The sequence below is a fragment of the Stappia sp. MMSF_3263 genome, from assembly GCF_030733745.1.
Classification (GTDB): domain Bacteria; phylum Pseudomonadota; class Alphaproteobacteria; order Rhizobiales; family Stappiaceae; genus Stappia.
On sequence record NZ_JASHIK010000001.1, the window covers coordinates 274,823 to 294,259 of the forward strand.

Below are 19,437 nucleotides of genomic sequence, written 5' to 3' on the forward strand. Positions count from 1 at the left end.
CTTCGGCTGGGATGACACGGAGTGGGAGGCGAGGGCCGCTGCCCCGTGCTCAGGCCGCCCCCGAACTTGCCGACGGCATTCGGGCCTCCCGCACTCTCAGGCCGTCACCCCGGGCAAGCGCAGCGCGACCCGGGGCCCATTGGTTTCCAGAGCGGAAGCGATGGGGTCGCTGCGGCCGCGTGCCGGTCCGGGCCGCCAATGTCGGAGGGCTCGATGCCCGCCGCGACCGGCTGCGCCAATCATCTCCGCCGGGGTTGCCCATGGATCCCTGCTCTCCGCTTCGCTCCGGCTGGGATGACACGGAGCGGGAGGCAAGCGAGGAGGCATTGAATGCCTCTGCCGGGGGGCAATGGCCCACCGCTCTGCGCTTCGCTTCGGCTGGGATGACACGGAGTGGGAGGCGAGGGCCGCTGCCCCGCGCTCAGGTCGCCCCCGAACTTGCCGACGGCATTCGGGCCTCCCGCACCCTCAGGCCGTCACCCCGGGCAAGCGCAGCGCGACCCGGGGCCCATTGGTTTCCAGAGCGGAAGCGATGGGGTCGCTGCGGCCGCGTGCCGGTCCGGGCCGCCTATGTCGGAGTGCTCGATGCCCGCCGCGACCGGCTGCGCCAATCACCTCCGCCGGGGTTGCCCATGGATCCCTGCCCTCCGCTTCGCTCCGGCTGGGATGACACGGAGCGGGAGGCGAGGGCGCACGCCGTCCGCCCCTCGCCAAATCCCACCTCGCAAACGCAAATGGGCGGCCCGAGGGCCGCCCATTCGTATCTTTTCGAGGACAGGACTTCTTAGAAGTCCATGCCGCCACTGAAACCGCCTGTTGGCGGTTTCAGCATGCCCGATGATGGGCGGCTTTACGGACTTCTTAGAAGTCCATGCCGCCCATGCCGCCGCCCGGCATTGCCGGAGCCGGAGCGTCCTTCTTCGGCAGCTCGGCGACCATTGCCTCGGTGGTGATCAGCAGGCCGGCGATCGAAGCCGCGTCCTGGAGAGCCGTGCGCACGACCTTGGTCGGGTCGATGATGCCGGTTTCCACCATGTTGACATACTGCTCGGTCTGCGCGTTGAAGCCGAACGTCTGGTCGTCGTTCTCGAGGATCTTGCCGACCACGATCGAACCCTCAACGCCCGCGTTCTGGGCGATCTGGCGGATCGGGGCCTCAAGCGCGCGGAGCACGATCTTGATGCCGGCCATGATGTCCGGATTGTCGGAGGTGAGCGCCTCGACGGCCTTCTTGGCGCGCAGCAGGGCAACACCGCCACCCGGGACGATGCCTTCCTCGACGGCCGCGCGGGTCGCGTTGAGGGCGTCGTCGACGCGGTCCTTCTTTTCCTTCACCTCGACCTCGGTCGCACCGCCGACGCGGATCACGGCGACACCGCCGGCGAGCTTGGCAAGACGCTCCTGCAGCTTCTCGCGGTCGTAGTCGGAGGTGGTCTCCTCGATCTGCGCCTTGATCTGCGAGACGCGGCCCTCGATGTCGGCCTTCTCGCCGGCACCGTCGACGATCGTGGTGTTTTCCTTGGTGATCGCGACCTTCTCGGCGGTGCCGAGCATGTCGAGCGTGACGTTCTCGAGCTTGATGCCGAGATCCTCGGAAATCACCGTGCCGCCCGTCAGGATGGCGAGATCCTCGAGCATGGCCTTGCGGCGGTCGCCGAAGCCCGGAGCCTTGACGGCGGCGATCTTCAGGCCGCCACGCAGCTTGTTGACCACGAGCGTGGCAAGCGCCTCGCCCTCGACGTCCTCGGCGATGATCAGCAGCGGACGGCTGGACTGAACGACAGCCTCGAGGATCGGCAGCATGGCCTGCAGGTTCGAGAGCTTCTTCTCGTGCAGCAGGATGTAGGGCTTCTCGAGATCAGCGACCATCTTCTCGGCGTTGGTCACGAAGTAGGGCGAGAGGTAGCCGCGGTCGAACTGCATGCCCTCGACGACTTCCAGCTCGGTCTCGAGCGACTTGGCTTCCTCGACGGTGATCACACCCTCGTTGCCGACGCGCTGCATGGCGCTGGCAATGTCTTCGCCGATCTGGGTGTCGCCGTTGGACGAGATCGTGCCGACCTGCGCGACTTCGGCGGAGGTGGAGATCTTCTTGGAGCGGGCCTCGAGGTCCTTCACCGCGGCAGCGGCGGCAAGGTCGACACCGCGCTTCAGGTCCATCGGGTTCATGCCGGCGGCAACCGACTTGACGCCTTCACGCACGATCGCCTGGGCGAGAACCGTTGCGGTGGTGGTGCCGTCGCCGGCGATGTCGTTGGTCTTCGAAGCGACTTCGCGGACCATCTGCGCGCCCATGTTCTCGAACTTGTCCTCAAGCTCGATCTCCTTGGCGACGGAGACGCCGTCCTTGGTGATGCGCGGGGCGCCGAAGGCCTTGTCGATGACGACGTTGCGGCCCTTCGGGCCCAGCGTCACCTTGACGGCATTGGCGAGAATGTCGACGCCGCGCAGCATGCGGTCGCGGGCATCGGTGGAAAACTTGACTTCCTTGGCAGCCATTTTCATGTCTCCTGGTTGTTTCAGACGTCGCGGGTTTCGCGCCAGGGCCCGGGCGGGCCGAGAGGCTCCGCCAGCCGGCGCGGCCGCGACGGGGACAAAAAGCGCGGTGCGGCTTAGCCGACCACGCCCATGATGTCGCTTTCCTTCATGATCAGCAGGTCTTCACCGTCGATCTTGACCTCGGTGCCCGACCACTTGCCGAACAGGACCCGGTCGCCGGCCTTGACGTCGAGGGCGATCAGATCGCCGTTGTCCTTGCGGCCACCCGGGCCGACGGCGACGACTTCGCCTTCCTGCGGCTTTTCCTTGGCGGTGTCGGGGATGATGATTCCACCAGCGGTCTTCGCTTCGGAATCGACCCGGCGAACGACGACGCGATCATGCAGAGGACGGAACTTCATGTCGTGCTCTTTCCTTTCCTGGCCAGCGTGGTACTCCTTCCCGCGATGCCCCGCCTCGGGGTCGTCGGGAAACCGCAGACCACGTTGGCACTCTGTGAATGAGAGTGCTAACAGCGGCCTTGATGTAGGACGGCCTCCGACGGCTGTCAATGACTCCCCGCACGGGTTTTTTGCCGTCCCCGCCACATTGCCGGATTTTCCCTTGCTGGCGTTCGCAAGCGCCGTCGGCCACTTGGAAAAACTGCGGAATTTCCTTGGCGTTAACGCTTTTTGAAAACGGTTTGGCAAGGACGGTCGAATAGTCTTCATTGCATGATGAAGAAACCGCATCTCCTCGCCCGCCTTGCCAACGACCGCCGCGGCAGCATCGTCGTCCCGCTTGCGGTCTGCACGGGGGTCTGCCTGCTCGTGGTCGGCGCCGGCATCGACTACACCCGCGCCTACAACGTCAAGGTGGACCTGCAGGCGGCGGTGGATGCGACCGCGCTCGCCGCCAATTACGACAGCAACGGGTTGTCGGAAGCCAAGGTCAAGGCGAATGCCGAGGATTACTTCCGCGCAATCTACAAGGGCGGGAACGACGAAGCCGTCGATCTTGACGTTTCGGTGGTCAAGGGGACGGTGACCGTACGGGCGGGAAAGACCGTGCACACGATGCTCGGCAGCGTCATGAACAAGAGCACGATCGACGTCAGCGTGATGTCGCAGACCGTCGTCGGCAAGGCGACCTTCGACGTCGTCATGGTGCTCGACAATTCCGGCTCCATGGCCGGAAGCAAGATGAGCACGCTGAAGGATGCCGCCGAGGACCTGACCAAGACGCTGTTCAAGATCAACGAGGACGGCGACAAGAAAGACCGGGTCAGGATCGGTCTGGTGCCGTTCACCTCCTTCGTCAATGTCGGGACGGACAAGGAATCGGCAAGCTGGATGGACCGCGAGGGCCGCTCGCCGATCCACTGGAAGAATTTCGAGACGGACGGCAGCGGAAACCCGGATCCCGACGAGTTCGACAACAAGCACCTGGTCAACGGCAAGCCGAGCCGTTTCACCCTGTTCAAGCAGTTGAAGCACACCAACTGGCTGGGCTGCGTCGAGGCGCGGCCTATGCCCTATGACGTTGACGACACGCCGCCTTCGACAAGCAATCCGGCGACGCTGTTCGTGCCGGAATTCGCGCCGGACGAGCCGTCCAATGCGAACAAGAAGTGGGGCGACTACTACTACAACGACTATCTCAATGATGATCGCGGCGCCTGCAAGAAAAAGGCCAAGAAGGCCTACAAATCTTCCGGCATGAACCAGTGGGAATATGCGCAGAAGCGTCTGTGCAAGTACAAGGACCAGCCGAAGGCCCTGGGCAACACCTGGAACAACGGTCCCAATTACTGGTGCAAGACCGAGCCGATCACCGACCTGACCGAGAGCAAGTCGACGGTGCTCGCCGCCATCAAGAAGATGAAGGCCGACGGCCACACCAATATCCATCAGGGCGCGGTCTGGGGCTGGCGCGTGCTGTCGCCGTCCGAGCCGTTCACCAAGGGCCGCGAGCCGAAAAAGGACTCGGACGAGGAGCATGTGCGCGTCCTCATCGTCATGACCGACGGCGAGAACACCTATCAAAGCCAGAGCACGTTCAACAAGACGCGCATCAACGCTTATGGCTACGGCACCGAGCAGCGGCTCGGCAATGGCGTCGACGACTACTGGGAAATCCAGAACAAGATGGACGAGCGGCTGAAACTGACCTGCAGCAACGCCAAGAAGACAGGCGTTCAGGTCTATACAGTGGCGTTCCAGATCAACAACAGCAGCACCGTCAGCATGATGCGCGACTGCGCGACGACCCCGTCCATGGCCTTCGACGCGAAGTCGAATGGCGACCTGACGGAGGCCTTCGAGCGGATCGCCGAGGAAATCACCAAGCTGCGCCTGCAGATGTAGGCCGGGCGCCGCTCCGCCTTTGCGGCCCCAAGGCTCAGGACTTCAGCGCGAAGGACCAGGCGGCCGCGATCACCATTCCGGCGGTGATCGCCCAGACCGCGCTTTTCCAACGCAGCATGACGAGCGAGGCCAGCGCCACCGCGACGGCCTCCCGCAACCCGCCCCTGGCCACCAGCGACGCGACCAGCGCTGCGATCACCGAGATCGACAGGTTGTCGAGGAAATGCTCGACCGCCGGCGACATTCTCACCCGGCTCATCAGGAACGCGCCGGCAAGGCGACTGCCAAGCGTGATGGCGGCGACCAGCAGGATCGCGGCCCAGGCCGCAAGATCACCTGGCATGACGCACGCTCCCCGCGATGCCGCCGGCGAGCGCGCCGAGGATGACGTTCCAGCCGGTCGGCACATGGTCGAGCAGGACGACCGCCACCAGTGCGGCGACCATAACGGGAAGGATCTTCGTCTTGCGCTCGATCTGGCCGGCCACCATGGCGGCGAGAAAGCATGTCATCACCACATCGAGACCGAACGTGGCGGGCGCCCCGATCAGGCGTCCGGCCAAAGCGCCGATCGCCGTCCCGGCGATCCAGTTCACCCACAGGATCAACCCGCCGCCGAGAAGCACGCCAAGGTCGCGCTCGCCCGCGCGCAGCGCCATCTGGCCGCTGGCGAAATTGGGATCGCTGAGCAGCGACAGAAGCAGCACCCTGTGGCGGACGGGCAGGGTGTTGATCCAGGGCGAGAGGGCCGCGCCCATGACGACATGCCGCGCGTTCACCGCCAGCACCACCAGCGCCAGCGACGCGAAGGCGATCGGGTCCTGCCAGAATTCCAGCGTGGGAAACTGGGCGGCGCCGGAAAAGACCAGGGCGCTCATGCCGAGCGACTGGATCACCGAAAGACCGCGCTCGGACGCTGCCACGCCGAACGCGATGCCGAAGGGGATGACGAAGATCGCCACCGGCAGCAGCGTGCGCACGCCGCGCCAGGTGCCGGCCGGGCTCAGGACCAGCCTGCCTCCGGGCGGCTCCGGGGCGGGAGAAGGGGTCTGTGTCATTCTCGGCCTGTTCGTCCTGTGCGCGCCCCGTGGGGGCGCAGGGCGCGGCCGGGTCAGTTGGCGGCGCGCACCGTGAAGGGCAGGGTCACGTCCGCGGTCTTTCCGCTCGCCGTGTCGGTGAGTTTGGTCACCAGGGCGTAGTCCCCAGCGCGCAGCCCCTCGAAGGCGAACCGCAGCGTGGCGTGGAACTCGCGCAGCTTTTCGCGGCTGTCGGCGGTGAGTTCGGCAAACCCGGTCTGGGCGGCGAGCACCTGTCCCGAGGTGTTGAGGAGTTCGAAATCGGCAACCAGCCGGACGCCGTAACCCAGATCCGTCTCGACATAACCGAACCCGACGGGTCGGGTATAGACGGTGAGCGTCTCGCCCTCGATGAAGACGGCCTCGGTGCGCGGCGTGTAGCGGCCGAAACCGGCGACCTCGCCATCGACGAAGGTGGCGGTGGCCAGCGACAGGGGCGCCTGCGCCCAGGCGGCATCAAGACCCGCATAGGCGGAGGCGAGCGCTTCGGGAAGGGCGGGGGAGACGGGCTGTTGCGCGGAGGCCGTCCCCGGGGCTGCCGAAAGGGCGAGCATGGCGGCAAGCGCGCAGGCGCTTGCAAGGCGTGACGCATATCGTCCCGCGCTGCCTTGCGCCCGTGTCCCGAAAGGTCCGCTGTCGCGGTCCGTCAATCCACCCCTGATCATGTCTGCCCCGCCCTGGTAAAGCCCCGCAAATGCGTATTTTGCGGCGCACCGTATAGAACGGACCGGGGAAAACAACAAGATTATCCGGCAAAACCGGTGAACGGAGCGAAGCCTTCGCCCTCTGGACGCCCGCTCCATGACTGGCGCTTGCGATAGATTGTCGAGGGGCTGATTTCCAGTGCCGCCGCGGCCTTGGCGATGTTGCCGTCGAACGCGTCGAGCGCGTCCTCGATGATGCGCTTTTCCTGCGCCCAAAGCGGCTCGATCTCGCCGCCGCGCCGGCGTTGCTGCATCGCCGCCGCCTGGCGGACGGCATCCTGGCGGTACGACAGGCCTTCCCCGGAGAGGAACGCGGGCAGCATCGCCGCCGTCAGGGCATCGCCGTCATTGAGGACGACCGCCTGGCGGATGGCGTTCTCGAGCTGGCGCACATTGCCCGGCCAGTCATAGGTGAGCAGCTTTTCGCCCGCGCAAGGCGCGATGCCGGTGAAGGCGCGGCCTTCCTCGCCGGCGTGACGGGCGAGGAAAGTGCCGGCCAGCGGCAGGATGTCCTCGCGTCGGTCGCGCAGCGCCGGAAGGCGGATCGGCAACACATGCAGGCGGTAGAACAGGTCCTCGCGGAACCGGGCGGCGGCGATTTCCGCGTGCGGGTCCCGGTTGGTCGCGCAAAGGATGCGCACGTCGACGGGACGCGGCCGGGTGTCGCCGATGCGCTGGACGGTGCCGGTCTGCACGAAGCGCAGGAGCTTCGATTGCAGCGCCATGTCCATCTCCCCGATCTCGTCGAGGAACAGCGTGCCCTTGTCGGCCAGCTCGGCGGCTCCCGGGCGGCTTTCCGAAGCGCCGGTGAAGGCGCCGCGAACGTGGCCGAAAATCTCGCTCTCCATCAGCTCGCCTGGAATGGCGGCGCAGTTGATGGCGATGAAGGGCGCCTCGCGGCGCGGCGACCTGGCGTGGATGGCGGCGGCGCAAAGTTCCTTGCCGCTGCCGGATTCGCCGGTGACGAAGACCGGGGCGGAAGACGGCGCGATGCGGCGGATCTGGTCATAGACCTCGCGCATGCGGGCCGATCCGCCGACGAAGCCTTCGAACCGGTAGGGTTCCTCCGGCGCGCCGCCCGCCTGGCCGCGTCCGGGAATGCGCCGGCCGGCCTCGTCGCGCGGAACGCGGATGTTCTGGATCAGGAAGCGGTCGATGCGCTCGGCCACGGCAACAGGGTCGGCGGGAACGGAGATGACGTCATGCGCGCCGGCCTCCATCGCGGCCAGGCTGCGGGTCAGCGAACCGCGCGAACTCACCGCCATCAGCATGGCTTGCGGCTGGGCGGCGGCAAGCCGCGAAAGGTGCCCGTCCTGCCCGAGCGTCTCCAGGTCGACGATCATCACGTCGGGACGGACCTGGGTGCTCGCGGCGTAGAATGGCTCGAAACTGTGATAGGCGACCGGTGCCGCACACGCGTGGTCCATCGCATCGACGATGGAACCGGCGAGCGTGCGCGTGACACCCTCGCCATCGAGTATGGCCAGTCGGATTTGCCCCGCAGCGCCATGCATGGATTCCATGCTTTGGCGACCCCCTTCTTTGCAGCCGAACGAACGGCATCGATTTGATTTGCCGTCAGATTCTTGATCGCACATGGTAAACAAAGTGTTTCCGCCCGCGCTATTGGCCCGTATGGGTTGCGAAGTTCTGCGGATAGGTGCTCCGGCCCGGTGGTGCTAGGGTCGCCGCCGGTCGGTTCGACCATCCGGTTTCAAGACATCCAGGGATTCTTGCAGATGAGACGCCTCCTGACCCTGCTCCTGCTGGTTCTTGCTGGTAGCGGTGCCTACGCGGCCTATCATGTCTGGTCGTCACGTCCGCTCGAGGTGACGATCGTGCGCCCGCACATGGGAAGCGCCGCGGACGTCGTCTACGCCACCGGCGTGGTCGAGCCGGTGCGCTGGGCCAAGGTGACGAGCGTCCTGCGCGAGCGGATCGTCGAGCTGTGCAGCTGCGAGGGCGAGGCGGTGGAGGCGGGCGAGGTCATCGGCCGGCTGGATTCCTCCGCCGCCCGCGCCACGCTCGCCGAACTGGAAGCCCGCGCCCAGCTTTCGGAACAGGAGCTCGAGCGTGCCGCGGGCCTGCTCGAGCGGCGGGTGACCTCGCGCAGCGCCTTCGACAAGGCGGAGAACGACCATTCCCGCAACATCGCGCTGGTCGCCGCGCAGCGGGCGCGGCTCGGCGACTACGAGCTGCGCGCGCCGATGGACGGCCAGGTGCTGCGCCGCGACGGCGAGGTCGGCGAGGTGGCCGAGCCCGGCTCCGTGCTGTTCTGGGTCGGCCAGGCCCGGCCGTTGCAGATCGTCGCCGACGTCAACGAGGAGGACATCCCGCTGGTGCGCACCGGCCAGGAGACAGTGGTGCGTGCCGACGCCTTTCCGCAGGCGACCTTCGATGCCAGGGTCGACAGGATCACGCCGAAAGGCGATCCGGTGCTCAAGACCTACCGGGTCTATCTCGCCTTCCCGCAGGAGACGCCGCTGATGATCGGCATGACCAGCGACGTCAACATCGTCGTGCGCGAGGTGCCCGAGACCATGCTGGTGCCGCTTGCCGCGCTCGACGGCGACAAGGTGCTGGTGCTGGGAGCTGACGGCATGCTGGAGGAACGGGTGTTGGAGGTGGGCATTCGCGGCGTCGACGAGGTCGAGGTGCTGTCGGGCCTGACGCTTGACGAGCGCGTCGTCTCCCCCTGGGCGGAAGGGCTGGCAGCGGGGATGCGCGCCCGCCCCGCCGCTGGCGATGAAGCGGGTGATGACGCTGGCAGGACTGGCGGCTGAACCATGCCCCTGGTCTTGTCCATCGCCCTCACTCATATCGGCGGTCGGCTGCGGCAAAGCATCATCTCGGTGCTCGGGGTGATGCTCGGCGTCGGCTTTTCCATCGCCATGGCCTCGCTGATGCAGGGCTCGCAGGACGACTTCATCGCCACCCTGATAGATGCGATCCCGCATGTCGAGGTGAGCGACGACCGCCGCGAGGCCGCCCCGCCGCCTGCGGCGGAACGCTTCGGCGCCGTCAATGTCATCGGCGCAAGGCCCGACGACGACACGCGCGGCCTGCGCAATCCCGTCCGGCTGGAGGCGATGCTGGAAAGCTGGCTGCCGGGCCGCATGGCCGCCTCGCTTTCCGGCCAGGCGGTGCTGCGCTACGGCGGGCGCGACGTGGCGCTGTCGCTGACGGGCATCGATCCGGCCACCTACCTGCGCGTCTCCACCATCGGCGAGGACATGCGCGAAGGCTCGTTCATGGAGCTTGCCGCCAATCTCAACGGCATCGTCGTCGGCGACGGCGTGACCGAAAAGCTCGGTGCCAGGCTCGGCGACACGATCGCGGTCTCGACCTCGGCCGGCGCGGTCCGGCGGCTGAAGATCGTCGGCACCTTCCACACCGGCGTGACCCAGGCGGACGAGGCCACCGGCTTCACGGTGCTGAAGACGGCGCAGGTGCTGTTCGCCCGGCCGAACGTGATCAACCGGCTGGCCATCCGCCTCGACGACGTCAACGCGGCGCGCGCGGTCGCCGCCCGCGTCGAGCGCATGACCGGCTACCGCGCGACCTCCTGGCAGGAGGCCAACGAGAGCCTGATGGAGGTGCTCGTGGTGCGCAACATCATCATGTACACGGTGGTTGGAGCGATCCTGCTGGTCGCCGGTTTCGGCATCTTCACAATCGTCTCGACCATCGTCCACGAAAAGGCGCGCGACATTGCCATTCTCAAGTCGCTGGGTTTCGAGCAGCGCGATATCCGTCGGATCTTCCTGACCGAGGGACTGGCGATCGGGGCGCTGGGCTCCGTTCTCGGCTCCGCTCTCGGCTACGGGTTGTGCGTGGGCCTCGGGTCGCTGACCTTCGAGGTGAAAACCAACATCGAGATGACCTCGCTGCCGCTCGCCTACAGCCCGCTGCACTATGCGATTGCCTGCGGCTTCGCGCTGTTTTCCTCCGGCATCGCCGGCTACGTGCCGGCGCGCAAGGCGGCCTCCCTCAATCCGGTCGAGATCATCCGGGGGGCCTCGTGAGCGCGCCGCCGGCAACCGGCTCCGATGCCGCCCGGGTGCCGCTCATCGAAGCGCGCGGGCTGACCCGCGTGCTGCCCGGCACCGTGCCTGTGACGCTGGTGCGCGGCATCGACCTTGCGATCCAGCCGGGCGAGTTCGTCGCCATCACCGGTCCGTCGGGCTCGGGCAAGTCGTCGCTGCTTTATCTGCTCGGCCTGCTCGACGTGCCCAGCGAAGGCGAGGTGCTGGTCGAGGGCGAGGCGACGCACCGCCTGTCGGAGGCGCGCCGCGCGCGCATGCGCCTCGCGTCTCTCGGCTTCGTCTTCCAGTTCCACTTTCTCCTGCCGGAATTCACGGTGGCGGAGAACGTGATGATCCCGATGCGAAAGCTCGCCCGCCTGTCGCGCGGCGAAATGCGCGCGCGTGCCGAAAGCCTGCTTGCCGAGCTTGGCCTGGCCGACCACGCCGACAAGCTGCCCGACCAGCTCTCCGGCGGTCAGCGCCAGCGCGTCGCGGTGGCCCGGGCGCTGGCCAACGAGCCGCCGGCGATTCTCGCCGACGAGCCGACCGGCAGCCTCGACAGCAAGTCCTCCGAACAGGTGTTCGAGATCCTGCGCGCGCTGGTCGACGACCACGGCAAGACGGTGATCGCCGTCACCCACGATCTCGACATGGCGGCACGCATGGACCGACGCCTGCACCTGGTCGACGGGATGCTGGCCGACCCGTGAGGACGAACGGGGGAAGGGAGGCTCAGCCGGCGACGACGTCGTAGCCGGCCGCCTCGATCGCCTCGACGATGCGGGCCTGCGGCAGGGTGGTCTCGATCGCCGCCTTGCCGCTGGCCAGGTCGATCTCGGCGCTTGCCGCCTGGTCGGCGGCGAGGATCGCCTTTTTCACCGAGGCGACGCATCCGCCGCAGGTCATGCCTTCGATCCTGATTTCGATCATCGTGGTTTCCGTTTGCTCGTGCCGGTCCGCGAAGACGCCCTCGATATGGCGGCGGCGGGACGGCTGCCTGATCGGGCGGAGGATGGAGCTTCCGGCAACTGGAAGGTCAAGCGCAAAACGCGCGGCCGTTCCGCCGGCCGGAAAGACTGTCAGCCGGCAAGGCCGGGGGCGGTTCGCGTCGGGCGGAACTCGGTGATCGTGTAGCGGGCAATGCCACGGGCATGGAACGGATCGGCGCCGATGATCTCCTCCACGCTCTCCCGACTCTGCGCAACGGCGACGATGACGCCGCCGGTTCGGGGCACCTTGGCCCCGGAGGCGAGAAAGCGGCCTTGCGCATAGTTGCGCTCGAGAAAGGCGACATGGTCGGGGATCAGCGGCTCGACCTCGCCCAGCGGCACGACATACTCGATGTCGACGATGAAAAGGTTCTGTCCCTCGGCGATCAGCGGCATTGGCGGTCTCCTTCGGCGGCGCGCACCAGGCGCCGGGCAAGGGGCATACCCCATCCTGCGCGGTGTGTCAGGCGAACTGCACCAGATCCCAAAGGTTGCCGTAGAGATCGCGGAAGACGGCGACCTTGCCGTAGTCGGCCTGCTTCGGTTCGCGGACGAAGGTGATCCCGGCGGCAAGATAGGCGGCATGATCACGGTCGAAATCGTCGGTGGCGAGGAACAGGAACACCCGCCCGCCGGCCTGGTCGCCGATGTATTGCTCCTGGTGGGGCGTCGAGGCGCGGGCGAGAAGCAGGGACGTGCTGCCCGCGCCTTTCGGTCTGACGACGACCCAGCGCTTGTCCTGTTCGGGCTGGTCGCTGTCCTCGACGAGTTCGAAACCCAGCGTGCCTACATAAAAGCCGATCGCCTCGTCATAGTCCCTCACGACGATGGCGACATGGGCAAGGGATTGCGGCACGGTGGCGACCTCCGGTTGCGGTACCTGCATGATCTCAGCGAGACCAGGATATGGCAACGGTCGGATGCCGGTTGGTCGACCGGTTCAGGCCCCCCGGGCCAGTTGCGCCGGCTCGGCGAGCGAGAGGGAGGTTTCGCGACGGATCCAGTCGACAACCTGCCTGAGGTTCCGGTCGTCCCGCCGCGCCAGCTTGTAGCCGATATGATAGGTCTTGCCGGAGGGGATCGTCCGGGTTCCCTCGACGACATGCACGCAGTGGCGTTGCAGGTCGTCCTGGGCGAGGAAGCCTGGCAGCAGGCCGATGCCCACCCCTTCGCGCACCATGGACAACGCCAGGATGTAGTGGGAGCACTGCACCAGGTGACCGGCCCCGATTTGCGGCAGGTCGAGATTGCACGCCCGCACATAGCCGGTCCAGTCGCGGCAGAAGACCTGCTCGTCGATGCTTGTGGTGATCAGCGGCAACGGGCTCGCGCGCAGCGCGGCAAGGTTCATCGGCCAAGGCGCCACGCAGACGAGATCCTCGTCCAGCAGGTGTGCCGAATAGAAGCCGCTGTCGAACGGCATGATCGAAACGAAGATATCGGCCACCGCGTCCGTCTTCAGCGGGTCGCCCGTATACATGCGCAATTGCAGGTCGATATCCGGATAGTGCTCGGCGAACTTGCTGATCCGGCGCGAGATCCAGCCGAAACCGAAGCAGCTGCACACGGCGATGCGGACCGTCCGCTTCTCGCTACCGCCGATGCAGTCGCGCACGGATTCGTTGATCTGCTCGAAGGCGATGTTGAGCGAGTCCGCCAGCCGCTGACCCTTGGGCGTCAGCAGGATGGCGCCCTTTTCGCGGGTGAACAGCTCCTCGCCGACCTGGCTCCGCAGGTTGTTGATCTGATGACTGATGGCGCTGGGCGAGATGTTGAGTTCCGTCGCGGCCAGTCCGTAGGACAGGTGGCGTGCAACGGATTCGAAGACCTGGAGGCTGCGCAAGGGATATTTGGTGGTCATCGGTCACTCCACAAGTGGTCGCCACGGTCTGCCCGACCTGACGAAAACCCCCGGAACGCGCACGGTTGCCTGAAGCAATCTTGCTCCGGAAGCCGATATTACCCAGGCGGGGTCCGCGTTCCGGTCAAATCAACGTGCGCGTCGCCTCGCATTCCGGGCGGCGTTTGGAAACCGGCGGGAATGGGCCGGGCGCTTGGCAGGAATGGCCGGTGCCGGTGGAAGACGGGAGGGGTGGAGCACCGGCCATTCCCTTACGGCACTCAGGCTGCCGTAACCTTTTCGAGATAAGCCTCGATATGCATCTTGAGCAGGTCGGCCTGATTGCTCACCTGCAGGGCGACGGAGGTCACCTGCTCCGAGGCGGTTCGGGATTCGCCGACTGCACGTGTCACCTCGGCTATGTTGCTGGTAACTTCCCGCGTGCCGATCGATGCCTGCTCGACATTGCGGGCGATCTCGCCGGTGGCACTGCTTTGCTCCTCCACCGCGGCCGAGATGCTGGCCGAGATCCGGTTGATGTCGACAATCACGGAGCTGATCCTTTCGATCGCCCCGACGGCGTTCTCCGTCTCCTGCTGGACGTCGGTGATCTGCTGGCTGATGTCGCTGGTGGCCTTTGCAGTCTGGCTGGCAAGTTCCTTGACCTCGGTGGCGACGACGGCAAAGCCCTTGCCCGCTTCCCCGGCGCGCGCCGCCTCGATCGTGGCGTTAAGCGCCAAAAGATTCGTCTGCTCGGCGATGGCCGAGATGAGCGCGACGACGTCGCCGATCCGCTGCGCCGCCTGGGACAGGCCCTGGATCTGGCGGTTGGTCGCTTCCGCCTGCTGTGTTGCCTGGCTGGCGATTTCGGAGGATTGAACCACCTGCCGGGCGATCTCCTGGATGGATGCCGTCAACTCCTCCGCCGCGCTGGCAACGGTCTGGACGTTGGTCGAGGCTTCCTCCGCCGCACTTGCCACGTTCGACGCGCGCTCGCTGGTGTCTCCGGCAGTCTCGCGCATCGAGTGGGCCGTCTTTTCCATCTCCCGGGAGGCGTCGGCAACCGTGCCCAGAAGGTCGTTGATGCTTTCCTCGAACTCGGCTGTGGCCGCCGCGATACGCTGGGAGCGCTGCTCCCGCCCGGCCAGGTCGCGCTTCTCGCGCGCAGCCAGGTCGCGGGCCTCGATCATGCTGTCCTTGAAGACGGAGAGCGCGCGGGCCATGTCGCCGATCTCGTCGCGCCGGTCGTCGATCTGGATCTCCGTCTCCAGATTGCCGGAAGAGAGTTCCGTCATCGTCCCGGTCAGCGAGCGCAGTGGCGAGGCAACTGCGCGGTTGACAAGCAGCAGGATGCCGCCGCCGATCGCCAGCGATGCGGCGAGCAACCCCCATACCGCCATCATCGACAACTCGACCTCCTCCTGGAGGCGGTCGAGCAAAGCAATGCTCTCCGCTTCGCCGGTCGATGAAACATCGTCGATATGTGCCTGCAGCTTGGCGTAGAGTTTGTGCTCCATCTCGTTGACGGCCGCGAGAGCGGATTGTTTTGCCGCCGGATCGAAGGCCGCGAACACCTCCCGGCCACCCACGACAAGGGTTCCGAAAAGGGCTTCGACCTTGTCGAGGGCCTCGGTCTCCAAAGGCTTGCGCTCGAGCGGCCGCAATGCGGCGAGAAGAGAGGCGAAGTCCTTCACGTCGGCCTCGAAGGCCGCCGGCATGTCCGCGGTACCCCGCAGGTGCGCGTTGAGCGCAAAGGCCATGTGGGTGGCCTTGTCGATCAGCTCGTAATAGAGGCGCATGCCCGGGATGTCGTCGCCGATGATCTCGGCCATGTCGCTGGAACTGCCGGCCTCCGCGACTTCGCTGTCCTTCAGCTCCCGCAGCAGGGACTGGATTTCGCCGCCTGTTGCCTGCAGCGCATCGACCTGCTGCCTGGCGAGAGCCTCTCCGCCTGGATCGAACGTATCGAAGACGCGTGTCATCGCCTGTTTCCGATACTCGGCCGCCAGCGCGGCGAGAGGCGCCACCGCGGAGTGATCGGCTCCTACGGCGTCTTTGAAACGGGCGAGATACTGCTCAAACGCCTTGTAGTTTTCGGCGAAGGCCGCGCGTTCGTCCATCTCGCCGGAAATGTATTCGAGGACGTTGGAGTTCATTTGGCCGATCTCGTCCAGCATCTGAAGGCTGTTGAGGACCGCGGGAACGTCGCGTTCGCTGATCAATCTGGCGTCGGCCGTCGCGTCGAAGTTGACCTTCTGGATCGCAAGCGAGGCAGCTCCGACGACCAGCAGCAGGGCCGCCAGCGGCAGGGAGATCTTCTTGCTGACACTCAAGTTCATGATGGGGCACCCTCCAGGCAAGAATTTGAGACGTCTCACCCGTTCTGGAACGAGGGGTGATTTCGCTTCTCGCGCAGTCCGCCTGCGCCAATTCTTCCTTAGTTCGAGACGATTCTTCTAAGTATTCCTGCGTATATTTAATCTGAATGTTGATTAACAATATATTTCACGCAACAAAAATCGTTAATTGCGGAAAGTGAAATAAATTCACTTTCATGAGCGTGCTTCATTTTTGATGTTGTTTGAAATTTCATACTTTAATACTTTCCGTCGCTCCATGGTTTCATGGCGAAATCGACGGCATGCCGTTTGGCTGGAAACGCAAGCGTCTAGCGGAAAGTCCCGGGGAGCGCGCGCGCCTGTCGCGTGCCCGAAGCAGCGGACCCGGGAAAGAGCCGACCGGCACCCGGAGCGGCGGGCAACACCGGGTCACGCACTGCGTTCATCGCCAGTCGGGGCTGGAGACTCGGAAGAATCGTCGTATTCATGCATTATTAGGGGTAGGTTTGATTCGGCTTCCTCGGAAGCTCGAGCATGGCCGGACAGGTATGGCACGCGCGACAAGCATCTTCATTTTCCTCTGCATGGGGGTGATCGCCGCCTCTGTCGCCGCGATCATGATCTTCCAGTTCTCCCGTCCCGCGGGCGAGGCGATTTCGCTCGGCCTTGCGCTTTTGTGCACCATGGCGGTGCTGCAGCTCGTCTTTGCCCGTCAACGCGAACGCAGCGACATCTCCGAAAAGGTGTCGATGCTGGAGGAACGCGTGCTCGAGGTCGACGAGGACATCGGCAATCTCGAGGGGCGTCTTTCCGGCATGGAGACGAACCTGCCGCGCCGGACCCGCGAGGAGATCGACCCGCTCTTTGCCGAGGTCGAGGTGCTTGGCAGCCTGATCAAGCAGATGGCCGAGGCCATGGCCGGCATGGAAGACCGGATCGACGAACAGGAAACCCGCCAGCTTCCGCCGCCGCCGCAGGAGCGCTTCGCCCGCTACGAAGAGGCGCCGCGTGCGCTGGGCTATACCGGGCAGACACGCCCGGCCGGCAGCGGGCAGGGGGCGGGGCTCGATCATGTCACGCCCGAGCGCATCGGGGGCGGGCATTCGGGACATGGAGACGCCGGGTACCGGGATGACGGCCACAGGGATGATGGTCACAGGGACGAAGGGCGCAGGGACGAAGGCCGCAGGGACGCCGGCGCCGGCCATCGCGGCGATCCCGGCAGGGACACACGCCCCGCGCCGCGTCACGACCCCCGTGCAGGCATGCCGCGCGCCCGCGAGGAGCCGCGCCCGGACCCGGAACTGCGCCGCGTCATCCAGGATGCGCTCGACAACAATCGCGTCGACCTGTTCATGCAGCCGCTGGTCAGCCTGCCGCAGCGCCAGGTGCGTGACTACGAGGCGCTGACCCGCATCCGCGACGCGAACGACAATTACCTGGAGCCGGTCGATTTCATCGCCGAGGCGATCCGTGCCCGGATGATGCCGGCGATCGACAACCTGATGCTGTTTCGCGCGGTCCAGGTGCTGCGCCGCCTGACCAGCCGCAACCGGCGCTCGGGGCTCTTCGTCAACCTGTCGTCGCAGACGCTGGTGGACGAGCGCTTCTTCCCCGGCTTCCTCGACTTCCTGCGTGCCAATGACGGTTTCGCCGGTCAGCTCACCTTCGAATTCACCCAGGACGACGTCAACGAGATGGGCGCGCTGGAGCTGGAGAGCCTCGCCGCGCTCGCCGAGCTCGGATACCGCTTCTCCATGGACCGGGTCTCGGACCTGAAGATGGATTTCAAGAACCTCTCGGACCGCGGCTTCCGCTTCGTGAAGCTGCATGCCAGCCGCCTGATCGGCACCGAGCACATGCCGGCAAGCCATATCCATCCGGCCGACCTGGGAGACCTCTTGCGCCGCTTCGCCATGGAGCTGATCGTCGACCATGTCGAGACCGAGGCGCAGGTCCTGGAGATCCTCGACTACGACGCGCGCATCGGCCAGGGCTACCTGTTCTCGCCGCCGCGCCCGGTGCGCCCTGAAGTGCTGCAGGCAAGGCCTGCGCAAAAACCGGTGCGCCGCGCCGCCGAATAGGCGGGACCGGGCGCCTTTCAGGTGGCGCGTCCTGCCTCGCAGGCAGATGGCAGGCAGACATGCAAAAGGCGGACATGCAAAAGGCGGCAGGGCAAAAGCCCGCCGCCTTTGACGTTTTCAGGCGATGCGGCCGGCCCGGGTCCGGGTCTGGGTCCGAGCCGCCGCCGGGTCGCGGGTTCAGCTTGCCCCCGAGCCCACCGTGACCACGAGCGGCCTTGCATCCTTCAACAACCGGTCGGCCACGCGGCGCACGTCCTCAAGCGTTACCGCCTCGATCAGGCTGTTTCTCGTGTCGATATAGTCCATCCCGAGCTCTTCCACCTGGAGGCCGAGAAGCTGGTCGGCGATCTTGTCGGACGTGTCAAAGCGCAGGGCATAGGAACCGGTCATGTAGGCCTTGGCCTTGGTCAGTTCCTCCGCGCTCGGCCCCTCGCTCACCATCCGGGCGATCTGCGCCTGGATGATCGCCAGCGTCTCCTCCGCCCGGTCGGAGCGGGTGCCGGTTGCCGCCATCCACAGACCGGCATGCTCATAAGGGATGAGGTACGACCCGACCGAATAGGCAAGCCCCCGCTTCTCGCGCACTTCCTCGTAGAGCCAGGAAGAGAAGGAGCCGCCGCCCAGGATGTGATTCATGACGAAGGCCGGGATGAAGTCCGGATCGTCACGCTTCAGCGCCGGCAGGCCGAGGCGGATCGATGTCTGCGGCACGTCGAGCGCGATGCTCTTGCGCTCGCCTTCCGGCGACAGCGCCGTGTCGGCGACGGCGACCAGTTCGCCGGCCTCCGGCAGTGCGCCGAAGACGCTGTCGAGCAGCGCCGCGAGGCGCTCCGGCCCGATGGCGCCGACGACCGAGATCTTCAGGTCCTTGCGCGCGAAGAGGCGGCCGTGCAACGCGGCGAGATCCTCGGGCGAGAGCGCCGTGACACTGTCCTGCGTGCCGCTGGAGGGGCGGCCATAGGGGTGGCCCGGAAAGGCGGCCTCGGCCCAGACCCGGCCGGCGATGGCATCGGGATCGTTGGCCTCGCGGCGCAGGCCGGAGACGATCTGCCGCTTCATCCGCTCGACCGCGTCCGTGTCGAAGCGCGGTTCGTTGACCGCAAGTCGCAGCATCTCGAACGCATCGTCGATATTGGGGGTCAGCGTGCGCAGCGAGCCGTAGAAATTGTCGCGGCCCGTATCGAAGCCGATGCGTACCGAAAGGTCCTCGAGCCGCGTCTGGAAGGCCTGGGAATCGAGATCCCCGGCGCCCTCGTCCAGCGTCGCCGAAAGGAGGTTGGCAAGACCCTCCTTGCCGTCCGGGTCCTGGGAGGCGCCGCCGGCAAAGGCGAACTTGATGGCGACGATGGGAACCGTGTCGTCCTGCACCAGCCAGGCGGTCAGCCCGCCGGGGGTGGTGATCTCCTGGATGTCCATTGCGGCGGCGGGCAGTGTCGCGGCGAACAGGCCGGCAACAAGGAACCCGGCGGCGGCGAGGCGGCGTCCGGTTGCGGTGAAAGCGGTCATCGGGAAGCTCCCTGGATGGCGGTCGTCTGA

The 19,437-nt window shown here is 66.0% G+C and carries 17 protein-coding genes; 5 read left to right on the top strand and 12 right to left on the bottom strand.

Annotated features, from left to right (window positions below; all coding sequences use genetic code 11):
• Window positions 1–861: 861 nt before the first annotated feature.
• Window positions 862–2,499 carry a chaperonin GroEL gene (groL, locus tag RBB46_RS01310; protein ID WP_306027032.1) on the bottom strand — a complete coding sequence of 546 codons (1,638 nt, stop codon included), beginning with the start codon at window positions 2,497–2,499 and terminating at the stop codon, window positions 862–864.
• Between the two features lie 113 nt (window positions 2,500–2,612).
• Window positions 2,613–2,900 carry a co-chaperone GroES gene (gene groES / locus RBB46_RS01315; RefSeq protein WP_067220552.1) on the bottom strand — a complete coding sequence of 96 codons (288 nt, stop codon included), beginning with the start codon at window positions 2,898–2,900 and terminating at the stop codon, window positions 2,613–2,615.
• 312 nt (window positions 2,901–3,212) lie between these two features.
• On the opposite strand from groES, the gene RBB46_RS01320 reads away from it, so the two are divergent.
• Window positions 3,213–4,844, top strand: a complete 1,632-nt coding sequence (locus RBB46_RS01320) for a VWA domain-containing protein (protein WP_306027033.1) — start codon at window positions 3,213–3,215, stop codon at window positions 4,842–4,844.
• 34 nt (window positions 4,845–4,878) lie between these two features.
• On the opposite strand, the gene RBB46_RS01325 is transcribed toward RBB46_RS01320, so the two are convergent.
• The 4 genes from RBB46_RS01325 to RBB46_RS01340 form a co-directional block, all read right to left on the bottom strand.
• Window positions 4,879–5,187 (bottom strand): AzlD domain-containing protein, encoded by a 309-nt coding sequence (locus RBB46_RS01325; RefSeq protein ID WP_306027034.1) that lies wholly within the window; start codon window positions 5,185–5,187, stop codon window positions 4,879–4,881.
• A complete protein-coding gene (locus tag RBB46_RS01330; protein WP_306027035.1) occupies window positions 5,177–5,902 on the bottom strand; it encodes an AzlC family ABC transporter permease in 726 nt (241 codons plus the stop codon). Before RBB46_RS01330 ends, RBB46_RS01325 begins: the two co-directional genes overlap by 11 nt.
• A 53-nt stretch (window positions 5,903–5,955) precedes the next feature.
• Window positions 5,956–6,585 carry a hypothetical protein gene (locus tag RBB46_RS01335; RefSeq protein WP_306027036.1) on the bottom strand — a complete coding sequence of 210 codons (630 nt, stop codon included), beginning with the start codon at window positions 6,583–6,585 and terminating at the stop codon, window positions 5,956–5,958.
• Between the two features lie 80 nt (window positions 6,586–6,665).
• Window positions 6,666–8,147 carry a sigma-54 dependent transcriptional regulator gene (locus RBB46_RS01340; protein WP_306027037.1) on the bottom strand — a complete coding sequence of 494 codons (1,482 nt, stop codon included), beginning with the start codon at window positions 8,145–8,147 and terminating at the stop codon, window positions 6,666–6,668.
• 216 nt (window positions 8,148–8,363) lie between these two features.
• Here RBB46_RS01340 and RBB46_RS01345 point away from each other — a divergent pair, with 216 nt between their 5' ends.
• The 3 genes from RBB46_RS01345 to RBB46_RS01355 are packed head-to-tail and all read left to right on the top strand — an operon-like array spanning window position 8,364 to window position 11,359.
• The gene (locus RBB46_RS01345) at window positions 8,364–9,407 is read left to right on the top strand and encodes an efflux RND transporter periplasmic adaptor subunit (protein ID WP_306027038.1); all 1,044 of its coding nucleotides are present in this window, start codon (window positions 8,364–8,366) and stop codon (window positions 9,405–9,407) included.
• 3 nt (window positions 9,408–9,410) lie between these two features.
• Complete coding sequence (locus tag RBB46_RS01350; RefSeq protein ID WP_306027039.1) at window positions 9,411–10,649, top strand: ABC transporter permease; 1,239 nt, start codon at window positions 9,411–9,413, stop codon at window positions 10,647–10,649.
• Window positions 10,646–11,359: an ABC transporter ATP-binding protein gene (locus tag RBB46_RS01355; RefSeq protein ID WP_306027040.1), complete on the top strand. Its 714-nt coding sequence runs from the start codon at window positions 10,646–10,648 to the stop codon at window positions 11,357–11,359. The genes RBB46_RS01350 and RBB46_RS01355 overlap by 4 nt, the downstream gene beginning before the upstream one ends.
• Window positions 11,360–11,381: 22 nt before the next feature.
• On the opposite strand, the gene RBB46_RS01360 is transcribed toward RBB46_RS01355, so the two are convergent.
• The 5 genes from RBB46_RS01360 to RBB46_RS01380 all read right to left on the bottom strand — a co-directional run bounded on the left by RBB46_RS01360 (window position 11,382) and on the right by RBB46_RS01380 (window position 15,817).
• Window positions 11,382–11,579, bottom strand: coding sequence for a heavy-metal-associated domain-containing protein (locus RBB46_RS01360; RefSeq protein WP_306027041.1), 198 nt, complete (start codon window positions 11,577–11,579; stop codon window positions 11,382–11,384).
• Between the two features lie 149 nt (window positions 11,580–11,728).
• Window positions 11,729–12,034 carry a YciI family protein gene (locus RBB46_RS01365; protein ID WP_306027042.1) on the bottom strand — a complete coding sequence of 102 codons (306 nt, stop codon included), beginning with the start codon at window positions 12,032–12,034 and terminating at the stop codon, window positions 11,729–11,731.
• A 67-nt stretch (window positions 12,035–12,101) separates the two neighbouring features.
• The gene (locus RBB46_RS01370) at window positions 12,102–12,494 is read right to left on the bottom strand and encodes a VOC family protein (protein ID WP_306027336.1); all 393 of its coding nucleotides are present in this window, start codon (window positions 12,492–12,494) and stop codon (window positions 12,102–12,104) included.
• Between the two features lie 84 nt (window positions 12,495–12,578).
• Window positions 12,579–13,499 (bottom strand): LysR family transcriptional regulator, encoded by a 921-nt coding sequence (locus tag RBB46_RS01375; RefSeq protein WP_306027043.1) that lies wholly within the window; start codon window positions 13,497–13,499, stop codon window positions 12,579–12,581.
• A 260-nt stretch (window positions 13,500–13,759) separates the two neighbouring features.
• Window positions 13,760–15,817, bottom strand: a complete 2,058-nt coding sequence (locus RBB46_RS01380) for a methyl-accepting chemotaxis protein (protein ID WP_306027044.1) — start codon at window positions 15,815–15,817, stop codon at window positions 13,760–13,762.
• Window positions 15,818–16,365: 548 nt separating this feature from the next.
• On the opposite strand from RBB46_RS01380, the gene RBB46_RS01385 reads away from it, so the two are divergent.
• Window positions 16,366–17,901 carry an EAL domain-containing protein gene (locus RBB46_RS01385; RefSeq protein ID WP_306027045.1) on the top strand — a complete coding sequence of 512 codons (1,536 nt, stop codon included), beginning with the start codon at window positions 16,366–16,368 and terminating at the stop codon, window positions 17,899–17,901.
• 177 nt (window positions 17,902–18,078) lie between these two features.
• Here the strand turns inward: RBB46_RS01385 and RBB46_RS01390 are convergent, their stop codons facing one another.
• Window positions 18,079–19,407 (bottom strand): pitrilysin family protein, encoded by a 1,329-nt coding sequence (locus tag RBB46_RS01390; protein ID WP_306027046.1) that lies wholly within the window; start codon window positions 19,405–19,407, stop codon window positions 18,079–18,081.
• Window positions 19,408–19,437: the final 30 nt, after the last annotated feature.